This window comes from Arthrobacter sp. TMN-50 (assembly GCF_054511125.1).
The window spans coordinates 165,394-181,055 of sequence record NZ_JBTNDG010000001.1; the positions used below are offsets into that span (position 1 = coordinate 165,394).

Genomic DNA, 15,662 nt, shown 5'->3' on the forward strand with positions numbered 1-15,662 from the left:
TCCCTGTTATTGAGGTTAAAGTAGTTCCGTGATGGTGTCAACCGGGCTTTCATGGTCTTTTGCTGGACAGTACTGGAAAAACATGTAGCCTAATCAAATGGCAGGAGACATGCAGGCAGATATTGAAAACGAGTTCAGCGACCGGGAGATCGGTCTGAACGTAACGGTCCTTAGGGGCGATAGAACGCAGAAGGCGATCGCGGATGAAATGGGGAACCTTGGAGTCAAGTGGTCCCAGACGACGGTATGGGAGATTGAACAGGGCAAACGGTCGCTGAAGGCCAGGGAAGTTATGGCCCTCGCGCACGTCTTGAAGGTCCCTGTCCAAAACCTGTTTGGCCAATCCGTGATGAGTCAGATGCGAAACGTCATCGAAAGCAGGATACGAAAAGTTAAGGCTGCAGAGATCGCGGCGTCGAGCGCAGTGGAGAAATATGCACTCGCTCGAACTCAAGCACTGGCTTTGGCTCAAGAGTCACTGACAGAACTAGATGAAAGTGGAGTCGATCACGATGAGGCCCTCTGGCTCACAGCAAAGCATCTACAGCGCCTCGCCACGAAGACACTTGAAGAAGCTTTGGATGAACGGGCGAGGGCTATCACGGAAGCAAAGAAGACCTTCGGAGATGGCTACACACTAAAGTTCCACCCTGGGCACCAGGAAATAGTGCGCGAAGATGGCACCTATTACGGCCTCATCGAAATGCTGCCTGAGGAAGAAGCCGATGGCTTCGATCAAGAGACGTCCTGACGGTATCTGGCGTGCCCGGTATAGGGACGCGGACGGCAAAGAATATGCGAGGCACTTTCCCCGGAAGATAGATGCTCAGCGGTGGATTGACGAGGTTACAGCCGCTGTCGTGACTGGCGCATATGTGGACCCGAGGGCTGGAAAGCAAACCTTCACCAACTTTTTCGCGGACTGGTCAAGACGGCAGATATGGACGCAGGGAACAACGAGGGCCGCGAACCTGGCGGTGCACTGTGCAACGTTCGGAGACGTCGAACTGCGCAACCTGCGCCGATCCCACCTAGAACAGTGGGTCAAGACGATGGACAGCAATGGGCTGGCACCGCAGACAATTCACTCAAGAATGATGGTGATCAAGACCGTCCTTCGCGCTGCTGTCCGTGATCGCAGGATGATTGAGGACCCGTCTGTCGGCGTCATCCTCCCGCGCCGTCGTCGCAAAGAGCAGGCAATGGTGATCCCCTCCCCTGAGGACGTGGGAAAGCTCTACCAAACTGCGGAGCCTTGGTTCCGGGCTTTCATCGGGCTATGCGCGTTCGCTGGTCTACGTCTCGGTGAGGGTGCTGCAGTCCAGGTCGGGGACATTGATTTCCTGCGCCGGACCCTGAAAGTTCAGCGGCAGGTTCAGAAGGAGCCGACGAAGGATATGGAGATCCGCGCACCGAAATACGGTTCCGAACGCAGCGTGCCTTTAGCCGACGGACTGCTGACCATACTGTCTCAGCACATAAGCGAGGTCGGAGTCTACGGAGATGATCAGTGGCTATTCCCTGGCGAGAATGGCCTACCTCCCAAGCCGCGTCGTATTTCCTATCAATGGGACAAGACAATCGAACTAGCTGGTGTGGACAAGATCAACCTTCACAGCCTGCGTCACTTCTACGCGTCCGGTCTGATCGCTTCAGGGTGCGACGTCGTTACCGTCCAGCGTGCGCTCGGCCATTCCGAAGCAACAACCACTCTGAACACCTATTCGCACCTTTGGCCGGACGCCGAAGATCGGACCAGGAACGCTGCGGACGCGATGCTGAATGGTGCGCTTGGAATTGTCGGAACGGACATCCCTGCGGACTCGCTGCGGACTTTGGCTAGCAAATAAGCCTCTGACTAGGCGTTATATTCGTATAGTCGAGTTGATCCAGACTTCCTCAATGGTCGGATCATCCAGCAGCGGCTGCAGAGGGCCGAAACCTGCCACGGCGTCGAACACGTGCTTTCTGACCAGATCGAGCTGCCCCAGGTGCGGCAAGGTGCCCAGGACGGAACGCTCGTCGTAATCGTTGACTGCCGCTTCAACCAACCGCAGCACCTCGACGCCCTGTCGGGCGGGATCAAGTCCGCGCCTGCGGATCAGCTCGCGGACCTCGTCCTCGATCATGCGTGCAGCGTCCATGGAACTCCCTGAAATCAGGGCGCCCGGCCGTGGGCCGGGATGCCCGAGACCGTGGGTGTAACCGGTGAATGCAGTACACAATAGGGGATGCGGCGTTCTGAGCCCACCCCCTCTGAGCCCAACTGTGGATAACGGTGCATCCAGTCGTAACATCAGTATCTGTAGTCACATCTGTCACAGTGGGTTAGTCTCGTAGGGACGATCCCCTCTCTCGCCCCGGGCTCGCATTACTCGGAGAATTTCCTGTGACTCACTCTCGTGCCTCCACCGTCCTTGCCGCCGTGCTGCTGACAGCAGCCCTCACTGCCGGATCAGTGCCGGCCATCGCGGCCCCGCAGCCCACCCCACCAACACCAGAGGTCTCGGCTCCAGCCGAGCCAATTCCGGTCGAGACAGCGCCCGCCGAAGCGGTCCCTGCCGAGCCGTCGCCCTCGGTCCCGACGACGCCGCTTCCGGTTGAGTCCGCGACAGTCGATTCGCCCCTGGAGACTGCGGTACCGGTTCCCACACCCGAGCCTGCCGAAACCATCGAGCCTGCAGAGGTAGTCCCCGAAGAACTCACCGCTGCTGAGCTGGCCGCGAATCCCGAGGCCCTCGCTGAGCTGATCGGCCCCCACGGAGCCAACCTCGGCCAGGGTGTGGAACGCATCGCCGAATCAGGCGACCCGCAGGTACCCACCGCCCGGGAACTGTCGGAACAGCCAGCACTCAATGATGCTCCGTCAGCTGCCACCCCATCGGTCAACACCTGGCGCCCGCAGGGCATCCTGGGCGTCGACGTCAGCAGCCACCAGGGCAACGTCAACTGGTCGGCCGTCTGGAACCAGGGCTCCCGCTTCGCCTATACCAAGGCCACCGAAGCAACCAGCTACAAGAACCCTTACTTCAACCAGCAATACACCGGGTCCGCCACCACCGGCATGGTGCGCGGTGCCTATCACTTCGCCATCCCAAGCATCTCCTCGGGCGCCGAACAGGCTAACTACTTCATCAACAACGGCGGCGGCTGGGCGGCCGACGGAAAAACCCTCCCACCACTGCTCGACGTCGAGTACAACCCGTATCCCTCGCTCGGCAACTCCTGCTACAACATGAGCACTTCCCAGATGGTGAACTGGATCAGAGATTTCTCAAATACCATGTTGAGCCGCACCGGCCGGGTACCCATGATCTACACCACCACCGACTGGTGGAACAAGTGCACGGGAAACTCCACAGCCTTCACCAACCACCCGCTGCATATTGCCGCCTACAACAACGTTGGCGCTGGCACTCTCCCCGCCGGCTGGAACAAGTACAGCCTGTGGCAGTACACCAGTGAAGGCCCGGTCGTGGGTGACTGGAACGTCTGGAATGGCACAGCCGCTGCGTTGACTTCCTTCACCCGCAACTCAGCTCCAGCAGCACCGCCAGCACCTTCCGCCCCCAAGCTGCCTTCGATCCGTTCGTCTGCCGACGTGATAGCCATCGACAGCGCTGGCCGGCTTTTCAACTACCCGAGTACCGGGCGCGGTGCACTAGCTACCAAAATGCAGATTGGGAACGGTTGGGGATCGGCTAGATCGATTCACCAGGTCGACTGGAATGATGATGGGGTCCTCGACATTCTGGCTCAATGGAGCACCGGTCGGCTGAGCGTCTATCACGGGAGACCAGCTGGCGGATTCGATGCGGCCAGGATTCTCGCCGCATCAGGATGGGGCGGCATGCAACTCTCCGTCGGCGACTGGGTTCGTGGCGCCAGACCGTCCATCACGGGTGTCAGATCGGATGGTTCGCTGCATTACTGGGCACAGACCGGATCCGGATCGTTGGCCAGTCCCCGCCAGGTTGGCCATGGGTTCAATCAAATGCAGATCGTGATGACCGACTTTGATAAGAACGGCTCCCAGGACCTCCTCGCCCGCAATAGCAAGTCACAATTAGTGTTGTACAAAGGGAACGGCGATGGACGATTTGCTTCAGCTACTCGCCCAGTGATTGGTTCAGGGTGGGGGGCAATGATCACCGTAAACGCCACGACAGGCTTCCAAGGCAACGGGACACAGGGCATCATTGCCAAGAGTGACGACGGCAAGCTCTACTATTACCCCATTATGGACGGGGCCCAGTGGGGCACCTCCAGCCAGATCGGGCACGGCTGGGCAACCCTGACCATCTCTGGCGCGCAAGTAAACTGAACGTGGATACCGAAGCCGCAATCCAAGCTATGTTAGGGGCCCTGCCGGCGGGAGCGGCGCTGTTCGATCGCCAATGAATACAAGTCAAGAAGCGTTCTTACGCCGACTTTGGCGTCATGCACCTGCCCGATGAAACCGGGGCCGTTCTGAACAGATGATGCTTTCCGAACGTCGTCGAGGACTGACAGAACACCCGCGGCAACCCCGGCTGGCTCGGCGGCACTCAGCAACTGGAGCTGGGGATAGTTCTCAGGGTTGACGCTGCTGACGAGGGGTACGCCGATCGCAAGCGCTTCGAGTTCGCTGACGCCGAGCACATCGATCATCTGTCCGATAACTACCGAGGCCGTCGCCAGCCATTCACGGTAGTCATCGTGTGATTTCGTCGGGACAATGGTGACGCCAGCGTCCCGCGCTCTCTCCGACTCTGCGCCCCAATCAAGTCCCAGAAGCTCAAGGTCCGGGCGCTCCTTTTTCAGGCGCACCGCCACCTCAATCTGGTCTTGTGCACCCTTCACCGGGTCCCAACGGGACGCAAAGATAACCCGACCCGCGACCGGACGCCACGTCGGTGCACGGTCCAGCCGCACGGTCACAGGTAGGTACGCCGCCCGGTCAGTAAGATTCTCGACGTGTTTTTTAAGGTCTGGCGTCGAGTAGAGAATCTGATCAGCGTGTTCGATGCCATAACGCAACTTTGGGATCCATTCGCCTTCATACTGGCGGGTTCGCACATCGGTGCCGTGGAGATGAAGGATCCAGGGTGTACGCAACCAGCGTGCGTGCGGGGAAAGCCCACCGGTATGCAAATGAACCACATCCGCACGGAGGCTTTGCATACCCAGCGTAGCGTCCCAGACTGCACCCCGTGTCCTCTTGACCAGGTGTCCCGTAGGTCCGGGCCATGCCCGTGTGAAATACCAGGGAATGTCAGTCATGGTCCACGGGTGACCCAGCTCGACAGCAACGTCAACCAGGTTACGCCCGACACTCGCCGCATCATGAACGTGCAGCGCCCGGATCTGGTCAGGTCTGCGTTCCACTAGGCTGCACCAAGAAGCTTCTTGACCGCATCCACCCACACTATTGATACCCGGTCCGCGCTCAGGGAATCGGCAGCCAGGTGGGATGCCTGCTTCATTGCCGCTACCTGTTCGGAAGTCAGACTGACCAGAACGTCGGCCGCCGATTCGGCATCGAACCCCGCCGCGACGATCCCGAGATCATGTTCGCGAACTACCCTTTCCATCTCCGGCGACGGTCCGATGACGATTGCGAGGCGGGCCTGGATAAACTCGAACAACTTGTTCGGTAAAGCGTGGAGCATATTGAAATTGTTCGGCGGGCACAAGTAAAATCCGACGTCGTAGTCGTGTAACAACGGAACGATCTCCCGGAAGCTGACGGGTGGAATGACTCGGACTGCCCCATCCTCTACCGAATTGGCTGCAAGCGTCAGTTCATCGATATAGCGCTGCTCGCCCGGGACCAACACCAGATCCAGGGTTGCCGTTCCAGGCTTCCTCCGATTTGCCCTGGCAATAGCGTCGATCATTATTTCAATCTTGCGTCCCCGGCCAGCAACTCCCGCGTGAATCAGCCGTAAAGGCGTCCCTACGGCTGTAGGAGTTAGCCCCATGTGATACGCAGAGGCGTTCGGCACCACAGCCGGCTCGGGGATGCCATACACCCTTGCATACTCCTCGGCAATTCCCTTTGCCACCGTTGTCGCGGAATCCACCTTGGTCACGTAATCGCGGCTGGCCCAATCCATAAAAGGACCGAACAGTAACCGCCAAGACCGAACGTCCTCCCCCTGACGGGGAGCGTACTCATGGAGGTCCGCGTGCACTCCCTTCAGCGGTTTGAGCGCCAACGCAAGTGGTGCGGCAATCACGTCATTGGCGATGACGACATCGAACGTCCCGGTAGGTATTCTGTCCTGGACGAACTTCACCTTGGCAGAGTTAAAGTACAAGCGCCTATGGAGCCTGGCCGCGAGGAGTAGCCCGGTTTTTTTGGGCTGTGGCCGCCAGCGCTCATACTCGTCAGGGATCTCGATATGTCCAGCCACCGACTCCGGTGCGCTGCCGTATCCACAGGTATGAATCTCAGCAAACTCACCCAGGAACCTTATCTGACGGAGCACCCTGGGGTCCCTGTCGATGCGGGAAAAAGAAAGAACCAGAACCCGTGGGCGACCAGTGGGGGGAATAACTTCAGGCATGGGCGTCGCTCGCTTTCGGCGTCGATACTTCAAAGGTCTCAGGCCTTCGAACCGATTTTACTGATGGCGTCAATCCAGGGAGCCGACAGCTTCTCCGCGCTCAACGCTCCCGCAGCGCGATGGGAAGCCTGCTTCATCAGAGCAATACGCTCCGGTGTGAGACCGACCAGCAGTTGCGCTGTCGATTCCGCGTCAAAGCCTTGAGCGACCAGACCGACGTCGTGCTGACGCACCACAGTTTCCATTTCCGGGGACGGACCGATGACAACAGCGAGCCTCGCCTGGATAAACTCAAACAGTTTGTTGGGTAGTGCATGCCGCAAATTGAAGGTGCTGGGTGGACACAGGAAAAGTCCCACATCGTATTCATGTAGCAGGGGGATGATCTGCTGGAACTGCACCGGAGGAATAAGGCGGATCATCCCGGCCGGAAGGGCGTCCACTTTAGCCTGAAGTTCCTCGATGTAACGCTGCTCACCCGGTACCAGGACGACATCAAGAGTGGCGGTTCCTGGCTTGATTTCGTTGGCGCGGCACACTGCGTCAATCATCACTTCAATTTTCCGGCCACGTCCCGCGGCGCCGGTGTGAATAATGCGCATCGGCGACGCCACAGGGGTTGGCGTCAGCCCGGAGGCATACGGTGCGGCGTTGGGGACTACCGCTGGTTCGGCGATCCCAAATACCCGCGCGTACTCCTCAGCGATTCCTTTCGCAACAGTTGTCACGGAATCGGCGCGCGTGACGTACTTCCGACATGCCCACCTCATGTAGGGGCCAACCAATAGGCGCCACCGCCGGTTGTCCTCCCCCTGTCGCGGTGCATACTCGTGAAGATCCAGATGGACACCTTTTCGTGGCTGGAGCGCCCGGGCCAGCGGCGCCGCTATGGCATCGTTTGCCACGACAATGTCGACGCTGGCGCGGGGAACCTGCTCGCGCACAAACCGGACCTTCGAAGAGTCAAAATATAGGCGCTCATGGAACCGCAGCACATACATCAGGGCGACCATCTTGTAGCTGGTGCGCCACTGCGAGTATTCGTCCGGAACTTGGATATGTCTTACCACGCCATCCGGTGCTTCGCCATAACCGCATGAAATCACGTCGGCGAACGCCGAGAAAAGGTTGATCTGGCGAAGAACACGAGGGTCCCGACGAATCTGCGAGAAGGACAGCACCAGGATGCGCTGACGCGGGACAGCTGTACTTTGTTCGGGCATGGCTTCTCTTTCGACATGGGCTATAGATCAGGTGGACTTCATAATCCTCGGCCCGCTAGGTGAGTCCGGCCAACGCTGCCTGCTCTGCGAAGTCTGGCATCTGCGCAACAACCTCGGAGAAAGTTCCTTGGGCTGCGAGTCGGCCATCAGCGAAGAAGAAGACGATGTCGCTGTCCCGGATGGTCGAGAGCCGGTGTGCCACGGTGATCGTAGTGACGCTCCCGGCCAGGTTCCGAATAGCCTTGGTCACTGCAGCTTCAGTTGTCGTGTCTAGGGCACTGGTGGCTTCATCCAGGACGAGGATCGCAGGGTCGGCATAGAGACCGCGGGCAATACCAAGCCGTTGACGCTGTCCTCCGGAAAGAGCCATTCCTCGCTCGCCAGCGGCGCCGAAAATTCCGTCCGGGCGAGCTTCGACCGCGTCGAGCATTTGGGCACGCTTCAGCGCCCGGCGTACGCGGTCTGGGTCCACCTGATCTGGGTCCCATGTGAGAGCAACATTCTGGGCGATCGATGCGTCGAACAAGGAGACTTCCTGCGGGACGTACCCCACCCGAGACCGCCAGGAACGCAGTACCTTGCGCATCGGAATACCGCCGATCAGTACCTCACCCGAACTGGGCAACAACAATCCGAGTAGCAAATCGATCAGCGTTGATTTGCCTGCCCCCGAAGCCCCGACAACAGCAACACGGGAGCCGGCTGGGATGGCCAGGTTCAGCTTAATGAGGGCTGGCGCTTCGGTATCCGGATAGCTGAAATTGACATCTCTGAGGACGACGTCGGGCACACCTGCGGGAAGTTCAGCCTGGTCGGGTTCGTCCTGCTCCTTGGCCCGGGCTTCCGACTCTCGAATATCGGTGAGCACCTGCTCTGCAAAGGGCGTGCTGGAGTGGACCATGGACAATATTGCCTGGAATCGGGTCAGCGACGGGATGATCCGGAAACCAGCGACACCAAACAATGCGACGGCTGCCAGTGCGTTGGTTACTGGATCCACCCCTGGCGGGCTGGTGAGCATACCGATGGCGCCTACCAGCATGAACCCACCGATCAAGGCGGACTCCAGAACGAAGCGTGGCACCTGGCTCAAGAAGGTAGCCATGGCCCTCGCCTTGGAGGACTGGACCCGGTTGCTGTGGACAGCGCGTTCGACGTCGTCGGTAGCGCCTTTGAGGGTTACCTCCTTGAGCGCGCCGACCGCTTCAGTTAACAATCTGACCGTTTTTAAAGAGAATTGCCGGTTACGCCGGCCGTTCGCTACTGCCCGGCGGGAAATCACCCGGGAGAGCAGGACAGCCACGAGGCCCAAGTAGATGACAGCTGTGGTGGCGGTTATCCAATTGCTGACGAAAAGCACTACCAGCACAGCTGCTACAGAGACAATCTCTCCAGCCAGAGTCATGGACGGCATCAGAACGCCGGAGACAGTAATTGACACTCCCGAGTCGACTGAGCGAACCAACTCGGCCGAGTTCCGCTTCAGACGGTCAACCCAGGGGGCGCGCATGTACGCGGCGAGAAGCCGATCGCCTATCGCTACCTCATGGGAAGCGAAACGTGAGGTGGCGAAGCGCAGGAGCAGGACATTTAGCGCACTCTTGATAATTACCAGCACGCAGAAAATCGCGAGGACCGTGATGTAGTCGGATACCGAGTCAATGGTTCCGAAGGGGCCTACCTGCACCGAATTGCCGGTGATAATGCTCGACATAACAATTGCTATCAAACCAAGAGCTACTACGTCAATGAGCGAAAGCAATGAGGAAAGGATCGCGAACCGAATGAGAAACCGACGGGCGGAATCCGGGAGGACCGTCAGTAGCTGTTTGTTTATTTGGATCAGGGATTTCATGTCTTTTGGAACCTTAGCCTAGTTGCCGTCATCAGGCTTCCCGGAATGGCTTCCGCGGATGCCGGGCGGCCGCGTATCGGGCTCCCAGGGCCGCAGCGTTTCGTCCAAAGCGATCCGACGTGCGAGCTTGGTCATCGACTCTTCCATCCGCCGGTACCGCTGTGATGTCGACGCCATGAAAACGAGGAAACAAACGATTAAGGCATACAGGACCAAGTCTGTGCCTCGCCCGATACCAAAAGCCTGCGCTACACGGGTCAGTAAGACCGGAAAGAAAATCGACAGCACTGCTACCAAAGCGAATCCGAGCAGCAGGATGCGCCGGATAGCAAGGTGATGGGCGTTAGCTCCGCCCCGCATCAGCACAAGGGAGCCCAAAATGACAGCAAGCACGAGAACAATCTGAACGATGAAAAGCATGAAGATCACCTAAGGAAGAGGTCGGCCAAAATATTCACACCATTGAGGAGCGACTGACCTTTGGACTTCGAATATTCCGTGTACACAATCTCTACAGGGTGTTCCACGATCTTGGGTTTCAGCTCCGCCAACTGGTGGATCAGCTCCGACGCGTGAGCCATCCTGTTCTGTGACAGATGAATCTTGCGAAGCGTGTCAGCGTTAATTACGCGAAGCCCGTTGTGCGCATCAGTGAGCTGAATTCCCGTCGCGGCACTCGATTGCCAAGCGACCACCCGCAGGACGATGCGTTTCAGCGGAGATATTTTGGTTCGGTCATCGAGGAACCGTGACCCGAGAACAACGTCTGCTTCACCGGCGATCACCCGCGCGAGCATTTCGGTCGCATCCTGAACTCGGTGTTGGCTGTCGGCGTCAAACGTGATGACTGCATCGAGCTCGGGGTCCTGCAATGCATACTCGAAACCGGTCTGGAGGGCCGCTCCCTGGCCCAAATTCACGGGATGGCGAACCACGACTGCGCCCGCCTCGGTGGCTACTTGGGGAGAGTCATCAGTACTTCCATCGTCGATGCAGACGATGTGCGGAAAATAGGGAAGGAGCCCTTTGATAACGTCGCCGACGACAGTCGCCTCGTTATACATTGGCACGACAACCCAGGAACGACTCATTAACTCAGTATCTCATAGCTACTGTTTGGGGACCGCCGCGGTCAGCCCGTCTAAGCTGAACGAATGAGCTTTTCATGCGAAGACAACAGTCACATCCGATGACGCCACAGATACTATGCATTTCCTTTTCCGACATCGATTCGGATTCCCGGGTACTGCGCCAGCTGAAACTCCTGTGCGAGGCAGGCGAGGTCACAACGGTCGGATATGGCTCAACCCCGGCTGGGGTCAGAGAGCACCTCGAAATTGACTCGTCCCGCCCCTCGCTTCCGCAAACCATTCCGGGGGTAGCCAAACTTGCGCTCCGCCGGCATGAGGCGGTCGAGTTGCACTCGCCAGCCGAGCAGGATGCACTAAAGCTTCTGTCCGGCCGAAAGTTCGACCTCGTGGTCGCCAACGAAGCCCGAGCGCTCCCCCTGGCCTATGCCATTGCGGGTGGGGCACCTGTGTGGGGGGACATGCATGAGTGGGCACCCGAGGAACGAACCCAGGTGCTGTCCTGGAAGCTGCTCGTGGCCCCCTATATGGTGCATGTGTGCCGTAGATACCTCCCCACCGTCGGCGCTGTGACCACAGTCAATCGCTCCATCGCTGAGCTCTACCAGGAGCGGTTCGGGGTGCCTACGGAGGTGGTGCGCAACTCCCTGCCATGCACTCCATTGGAGCCGTCCCCTCTGGAGTCGGGCACCATCCGGCTGGTTCACAGTGGGGGCGCTGTGCCGGGACGCAACCTCGAGAGTCTCATTCGCGCCGTCAGCCAACTCGGTGACCGGTTCACGCTCGACTTCTACCTCGTGGAGGCCCGCGACGGCGGCAAGTACCTGCGGACGCTGAAAGACCTGGCCGGCGACGACACCAGGATACGGTTTCATCCTCCGGTGAAACCAGTGGACCTTGCCCGTACCCTGAACGCCTACGACGTCGGTGTCTACCAGTTGCCTCCCGCCACGACTAACCAGCGCCTCGCTTTGCCCAATAAGTTCTTCGACTTCGTTCAGGCACGCCTTGCCCTCGTGTTCGGCCCGTCAATCGAAATCTCACAGCTGGTCCGGCAATACGATCTGGGTTGGGTGACCGATGACTTCGGTACTGATTCCCTGGTCAAGACCCTCAACGAGCTGACTTCCGAGGCGGTCCAGCAGTACAAGCAAAACTCTCATCTCGCCGCTGCAGCGCTCAGTTCCACCGAGGATGAGAAGACTTCCCGCGCGATCATCAGCCGTCTACTCAGGGCCACGGGCTAGGCGGGTACCATTGAACGCGGGTTCTTCAAGTCCCCTGACGTAGGGTTGCTAGTGTTCCAAACCGATGACCCAGGAGATTAGATGACGTGGTGGCAGGCTGCTCCCACAGTTCTTGGTGCCCTGGCACTCATGTTCGTACCCGGCTACCTCGTGGCTCGGTCATGCGGTAGCAGAGGAATTACGGCAGGGGCTTTGGCCGCCCCCCTAACGATCAGCGTCATCGCCCTGGCTGCCATGATTGCCGACCGAATCGGATTGCCATGGACCCCGTGGGCGGTCGTCGTTCCGGTGCTGGTCTTGAGCACGGGCGGCGTGGTGGTCCGACTCCTGTGGCGCCGCAATCATTCGGGCGCCCCGTCCGGTCAGCAATACTCGCTCCAACGGTCCATTGCGTTCGGATCGGCCCTCACCCTCGGCGCCGCGTTGATTGGCTGGCGGCTGATCGACATCATCATTGCCCCAGACAACGTGTCACAGACGTACGACGCCGCGTTCCATCTGAACGCGCTGCAGTTCATTGCCGATACGGGCTCGGCGTCGTCTCTCACCCTGGGTGGGTTGACCACCAACGGAGCTGACCCCTACTTTTACCCGGCAGCGTGGCATGGCTTCGTCTCGCTCCTCGTCCAGCTCACCCAAACCGGAATCCCGGTAGCTGTCACCGCATCAACACTGGTCATTTCCGCTGTGGTTTGGCCGCTTGGCTGCATGTTCATGTGCACCCGTATCACCGGTAACCGTCCCATCCCGCTGCTGGTCACGGGTGCCCTCTCAGCAGCGTTTGGCGCTTTCCCTTTTCTCATGCTCGATTTTGGCGTGCTGTACCCCAACCTGCTATCCATCGCGCTGCTCCCCGCGTCGATCGGCCTGGCAGCGATGGTGCTACGCCTCAGTGCCGACAACCACGAAGCGCGGGCGGTCAGCCTTCTCGGTTTCCTCGGCACGCTTCCAGGGCTGGCCTTGGCGCACCCAAGTACGTTGCTGGCGCTCCTTGCGCTCATGTTGCCGATGGGCGCCGTCGCCCTCCTCCGGCACTGGCGCCACCTCCACCACCGGCAGTCGGCCTGGTGGAAGTACGTTCCATCGATAGCGTCCCTGACCGGCTACGCAGTCGCGGTGTACCTGCTCTGGCTGCGTCTCCGGCCTAGCGAGGCCGCCTCCGACTGGAAGCCGTTCCAGACCCCGGCACAGGCGTTCGGCGAGATCGTCACGTCGGCGCCTCAAAGCCGCCCCATCGCCCTGGTGGTAACCATCCTGCTCCTCGCGGGGATCCTCCACGTCTTCCAACGGCGCGGTGGGTGGTGGGGGCTGGGGCTCTTCGCGGTGACGGGTTACCTGTTCATTGTGGTCACCAGCTTCCCGCAAGAGGACTTTCGACACCTGGTGACGGGAGTCTGGTACAACGACAGCTTCCGGCTTACCGCGCTCCTGCCCGTCACCGCGATCATCCTGACCGTGATGGGTGGCTCCTGGCTGCTGACCGCCTGGGTGAAGCGATTCCAACCGCGCTCATCGAGGGCCGACCGATCCGGACACCGGCCAGCAGTGCCAGCGGTTGCCGCTTTGCTGGTGGGCCTCGCCGTCATCACCGTCGGGTCCCAGGGAAAACAGATGCGGGACACGGTGACTTCTGGGCAGGAGAGTTACGCGCTCACCGATGAATCAGAGTTCCTGTCCACCGACGAACGGACGCTGATCGAGCGTTTGCCGGAGCAGTTGCCCGACGACGCCGTGATCGCTGGCAACCCCTGGACCGGAACCGCCCTGGTGTACATGCTGACCGGGATACCCACGCTGACACCACATGTTGGCTCAACCGGTAACGAAGACAACCTGACCATCCTCAACCGGCTTCAATACGCGGAATCCGATCCGGAGATCTGCCCGGTTGTCGATGAACTCAACAGCTACTACGTGTTGGAATTCAAGGGGCACGAACTGCATCAGGGCGACCACGTCTACCCTGGGGTTGAGAATATCGGCATCAAGCCCGGCTATCGGTTGCTCGATTCCGAGGGCAGCGCGTTCCTCTACGAAGTGACCGCCTGCTAGCTCCAAGTGTGACTCGGCTAGACGGACCCGCCGCGGAGGTGGGCGACGGCGTCGTGAACAGGACCGTCGAAGACAATCTTCCCGTGGGCGAGGATGACGCCCCGCTCGCAGACCTGCGCCACTAGGTCGAGGTCATGACTGACAACAACCAGCGTCTTCCCCGCCGCTGCTAGCTCCATGATCTTCGCGATGCACTTCTTCTGGAAGGGTTCATCTCCGACCGCCAGAATCTCGTCGACCAGGAAGACCTCAGGGTTGGTATGCACGGCGACGGAGAAAGCGAGGCGCAGGTACATCCCGGAAGAGTAAAACTTCACCTCGGTGTCGATGAACTGGCCAATCTCCGAGAATTCGACGATGGACTCGAAAAGGTCATCGATTTGCTCCTCGCTCATGCCCAGGATTGCCCCGTTGAGGTAGACGTTGTCGCGTCCGCTGAGGTCGGGGTGGAAACCGGCACCCACCTCGATGAGGCCTGCCACCCTTCCCCTGGTCTGCACCGTGCCGCCGTCCGGCAGCATGACACCCGAAATGTGCTTCAGGAGGGTGGATTTGCCCGAACCGTTGAGTCCCAGGAGGGCGACAGATTCGCCCTGCCTGACATCCAACGAGACGTCGTCAAGGGCGTGAAACTTCTGAGAAAGGTCACCCTTGCGGCCTTTGACCAGCCAGACGAAGGCTTCCTTGATGGAGCGCGTGTGGCGCAGCACAAACTGTTTGGAAATACCACGTACTTCAATGGCGGTAGTCACGGGTCACAGCTCCTGAGCAAATCGGCCTTCGAGCCGTCGGAAGGTCCATTGGCCCAGAACAGTCACCAGAAGGGCGGTTGCCAGTCCGATCGGGAGCCACATATCGAGCAGGTTGGGCGGAACGGCGACGGTCCTATCGGTGATCTCCGACGTCGTCGGCAGCCAGAAGGCGAAATGAAAGAGCTCAACGGCAATCGTCAGTGGATTGGCCTGGTACATCACCAGGAGCACCGATGCGGCCCCGGCGGAGAACGCCGTCGCCAGTCCATCCCGGACCATGGTCCAGGTGTAGAGCACAGGCGAAGCCCACGTGGCAATCATCAGCAGCATGTCGACGAAATTTTCGCTGTCCCTGAAGTACACATTGGCTGCGCCGAAAAACAGGCCCAGGCCGGTAGCCAGCAGCGCCACAATCGCGAAACCTGCTACTGCCGCCATAAGCTGGAAGAACCCGGGGGTCCATCCTGCGAAAAGGCACGCAACCAGCAGTACCAGCAGCTGCGGTCCGAAATGGACTGCTGACACCCACACCGATGCGACAGGAAACAGTTCGCGGGGCAAATAGATTTTCTTGATCAGCCCGCCATTGCCCACCACCGAGCGCGAAGCGTTGCCGAGCGCCTCGTTGAAAAAGTTGATGAGGACGATCCCGGAGAACAGGTAAATGGCATAGTTCTCGGTGTTGCGGTTCATTCCCAGGAAAACGCCCAGGGCAAACCAGAACACCAGGAACTGCACTCCTGGTTTGACGTAGGACCAGAGTATCCCCAGCACCGACCCGCGATACCTGACCTTGAGTTCTTTTGCGACCAGGAGCTTCAGGAGGAATCGGGACCGCAATACGTCGCGGAGACCAGCGCCCAGCCCGGGCGTGGTGAGTTCGCTGGTGCTCAA

13 protein-coding genes and 1 pseudogene are annotated in these 15,662 nt (G+C 59.5%); 5 read left to right on the forward strand and 9 right to left on the reverse strand.

The annotated features are described in order from the left end of the window. The first annotated feature begins 97 nt into the window (after window positions 1-97). Both ACX80A_RS00830 and ACX80A_RS00835 read left to right on the forward strand, forming a co-directional pair. Complete coding sequence (locus ACX80A_RS00830) at window positions 98-751, forward strand: helix-turn-helix domain-containing protein (RefSeq protein ID WP_459257776.1); 654 nt, start codon at window positions 98-100, stop codon at window positions 749-751. A gap of 226 nt (window positions 752-977) precedes the next feature. Beyond that, window positions 978-1,850 (forward strand): tyrosine-type recombinase/integrase, encoded by an 873-nt coding sequence (locus ACX80A_RS00835; RefSeq protein WP_459257777.1) that lies wholly within the window; start codon window positions 978-980, stop codon window positions 1,848-1,850. A gap of 30 nt (window positions 1,851-1,880) precedes the next feature. On the opposite strand, the pseudogene ACX80A_RS00840 reads toward ACX80A_RS00835, so the two are convergent. Further along, window positions 1,881-2,144 (reverse strand): annotated as a pseudogene (locus tag ACX80A_RS00840) (CpaF family protein); the annotation flags it as partial. A 245-nt stretch (window positions 2,145-2,389) separates the two neighbouring features. On the opposite strand from ACX80A_RS00840, the gene ACX80A_RS00845 reads away from it, so the two are divergent. Next, on the forward strand, window positions 2,390-4,324 hold the full coding sequence (locus ACX80A_RS00845; protein ID WP_459257779.1) for a GH25 family lysozyme: 1,935 nt from the start codon (window positions 2,390-2,392) through the stop codon (window positions 4,322-4,324). Window positions 4,325-4,356: 32 nt separating this feature from the next. On the opposite strand, the gene ACX80A_RS00850 is transcribed toward ACX80A_RS00845, so the two are convergent. The 6 genes from ACX80A_RS00850 to ACX80A_RS00875 form a co-directional block, all read right to left on the reverse strand. Next, window positions 4,357-5,367: a glycosyltransferase family protein gene (locus ACX80A_RS00850; RefSeq protein WP_459257781.1), complete on the reverse strand. Its 1,011-nt coding sequence runs from the start codon at window positions 5,365-5,367 to the stop codon at window positions 4,357-4,359. Beyond that, on the reverse strand, window positions 5,367-6,551 hold the full coding sequence (locus ACX80A_RS00855) for a glycosyltransferase family protein (RefSeq protein ID WP_459257782.1): 1,185 nt from the start codon (window positions 6,549-6,551) through the stop codon (window positions 5,367-5,369). Before ACX80A_RS00855 ends, ACX80A_RS00850 begins: the two co-directional genes overlap by 1 nt. 38 nt (window positions 6,552-6,589) lie before the next feature. Next, window positions 6,590-7,774 carry a glycosyltransferase family protein gene (locus ACX80A_RS00860; protein WP_459257783.1) on the reverse strand — a complete coding sequence of 395 codons (1,185 nt, stop codon included), beginning with the start codon at window positions 7,772-7,774 and terminating at the stop codon, window positions 6,590-6,592. A gap of 55 nt (window positions 7,775-7,829) precedes the next feature. Then, window positions 7,830-9,488 carry an ABC transporter ATP-binding protein gene (locus ACX80A_RS00865; protein ID WP_459257784.1) on the reverse strand — a complete coding sequence of 553 codons (1,659 nt, stop codon included), beginning with the start codon at window positions 9,486-9,488 and terminating at the stop codon, window positions 7,830-7,832. Between the two features lie 159 nt (window positions 9,489-9,647). Beyond that, window positions 9,648-10,049, reverse strand: coding sequence for a DUF2304 family protein (locus ACX80A_RS00870; protein ID WP_459257785.1), 402 nt, complete (start codon window positions 10,047-10,049; stop codon window positions 9,648-9,650). Between the two features lie 5 nt (window positions 10,050-10,054). Further along, window positions 10,055-10,720 (reverse strand): glycosyltransferase family 2 protein, encoded by a 666-nt coding sequence (locus ACX80A_RS00875; protein ID WP_459257786.1) that lies wholly within the window; start codon window positions 10,718-10,720, stop codon window positions 10,055-10,057. 98 nt (window positions 10,721-10,818) lie between these two features. Between ACX80A_RS00875 and ACX80A_RS00880 the strand changes: the two genes are divergently transcribed. Both ACX80A_RS00880 and ACX80A_RS00885 read left to right on the forward strand, forming a co-directional pair. Further along, window positions 10,819-11,964 (forward strand): glycosyltransferase family protein, encoded by a 1,146-nt coding sequence (locus tag ACX80A_RS00880; RefSeq protein WP_459257787.1) that lies wholly within the window; start codon window positions 10,819-10,821, stop codon window positions 11,962-11,964. An 81-nt stretch (window positions 11,965-12,045) separates the two neighbouring features. Continuing rightward, the gene (locus ACX80A_RS00885) at window positions 12,046-14,016 is read left to right on the forward strand and encodes a DUF6541 family protein (RefSeq protein WP_459257789.1); all 1,971 of its coding nucleotides are present in this window, start codon (window positions 12,046-12,048) and stop codon (window positions 14,014-14,016) included. Window positions 14,017-14,033: 17 nt separating this feature from the next. Here the strand turns inward: ACX80A_RS00885 and ACX80A_RS00890 are convergent, their stop codons facing one another. Beyond that, window positions 14,034-14,768 carry an ABC transporter ATP-binding protein gene (locus ACX80A_RS00890; protein ID WP_459257790.1) on the reverse strand — a complete coding sequence of 245 codons (735 nt, stop codon included), beginning with the start codon at window positions 14,766-14,768 and terminating at the stop codon, window positions 14,034-14,036. Between the two features lie 3 nt (window positions 14,769-14,771). Beyond that, complete coding sequence (locus ACX80A_RS00895; RefSeq protein WP_459257791.1) at window positions 14,772-15,662, reverse strand: ABC transporter permease; 891 nt, start codon at window positions 15,660-15,662, stop codon at window positions 14,772-14,774.

What these genes read in the sequence shown, in the direction of transcription:
- ACX80A_RS00830 (WP_459257776.1), top strand. Translation starts at nt 98, where the DNA reads ATGGCAGGAGACATGCAGGCAGATATTGAAAACGAGTTCAGCGACCGG.
- ACX80A_RS00860 (WP_459257783.1), bottom strand. Translation starts at nt 7,774, where the DNA reads ATGCCCGAACAAAGTACAGCTGTCCCGCGTCAGCGCATCCTGGTGCTG.
- ACX80A_RS00885 (WP_459257789.1), top strand. Translation starts at nt 12,046, where the DNA reads ATGACGTGGTGGCAGGCTGCTCCCACAGTTCTTGGTGCCCTGGCACTC.
- ACX80A_RS00870 (WP_459257785.1), bottom strand. Translation starts at nt 10,049, where the DNA reads ATGCTTTTCATCGTTCAGATTGTTCTCGTGCTTGCTGTCATTTTGGGC.
- ACX80A_RS00865 (WP_459257784.1), bottom strand. Translation starts at nt 9,488, where the DNA reads ATGTCGAGCATTATCACCGGCAATTCGGTGCAGGTAGGCCCCTTCGGA.
- ACX80A_RS00880 (WP_459257787.1), top strand. Translation starts at nt 10,819, where the DNA reads ATGACGCCACAGATACTATGCATTTCCTTTTCCGACATCGATTCGGAT.
- ACX80A_RS00855 (WP_459257782.1), bottom strand. Translation starts at nt 6,551, where the DNA reads ATGCCTGAAGTTATTCCCCCCACTGGTCGCCCACGGGTTCTGGTTCTT.
- ACX80A_RS00875 (WP_459257786.1), bottom strand. Translation starts at nt 10,720, where the DNA reads ATGAGTCGTTCCTGGGTTGTCGTGCCAATGTATAACGAGGCGACTGTC.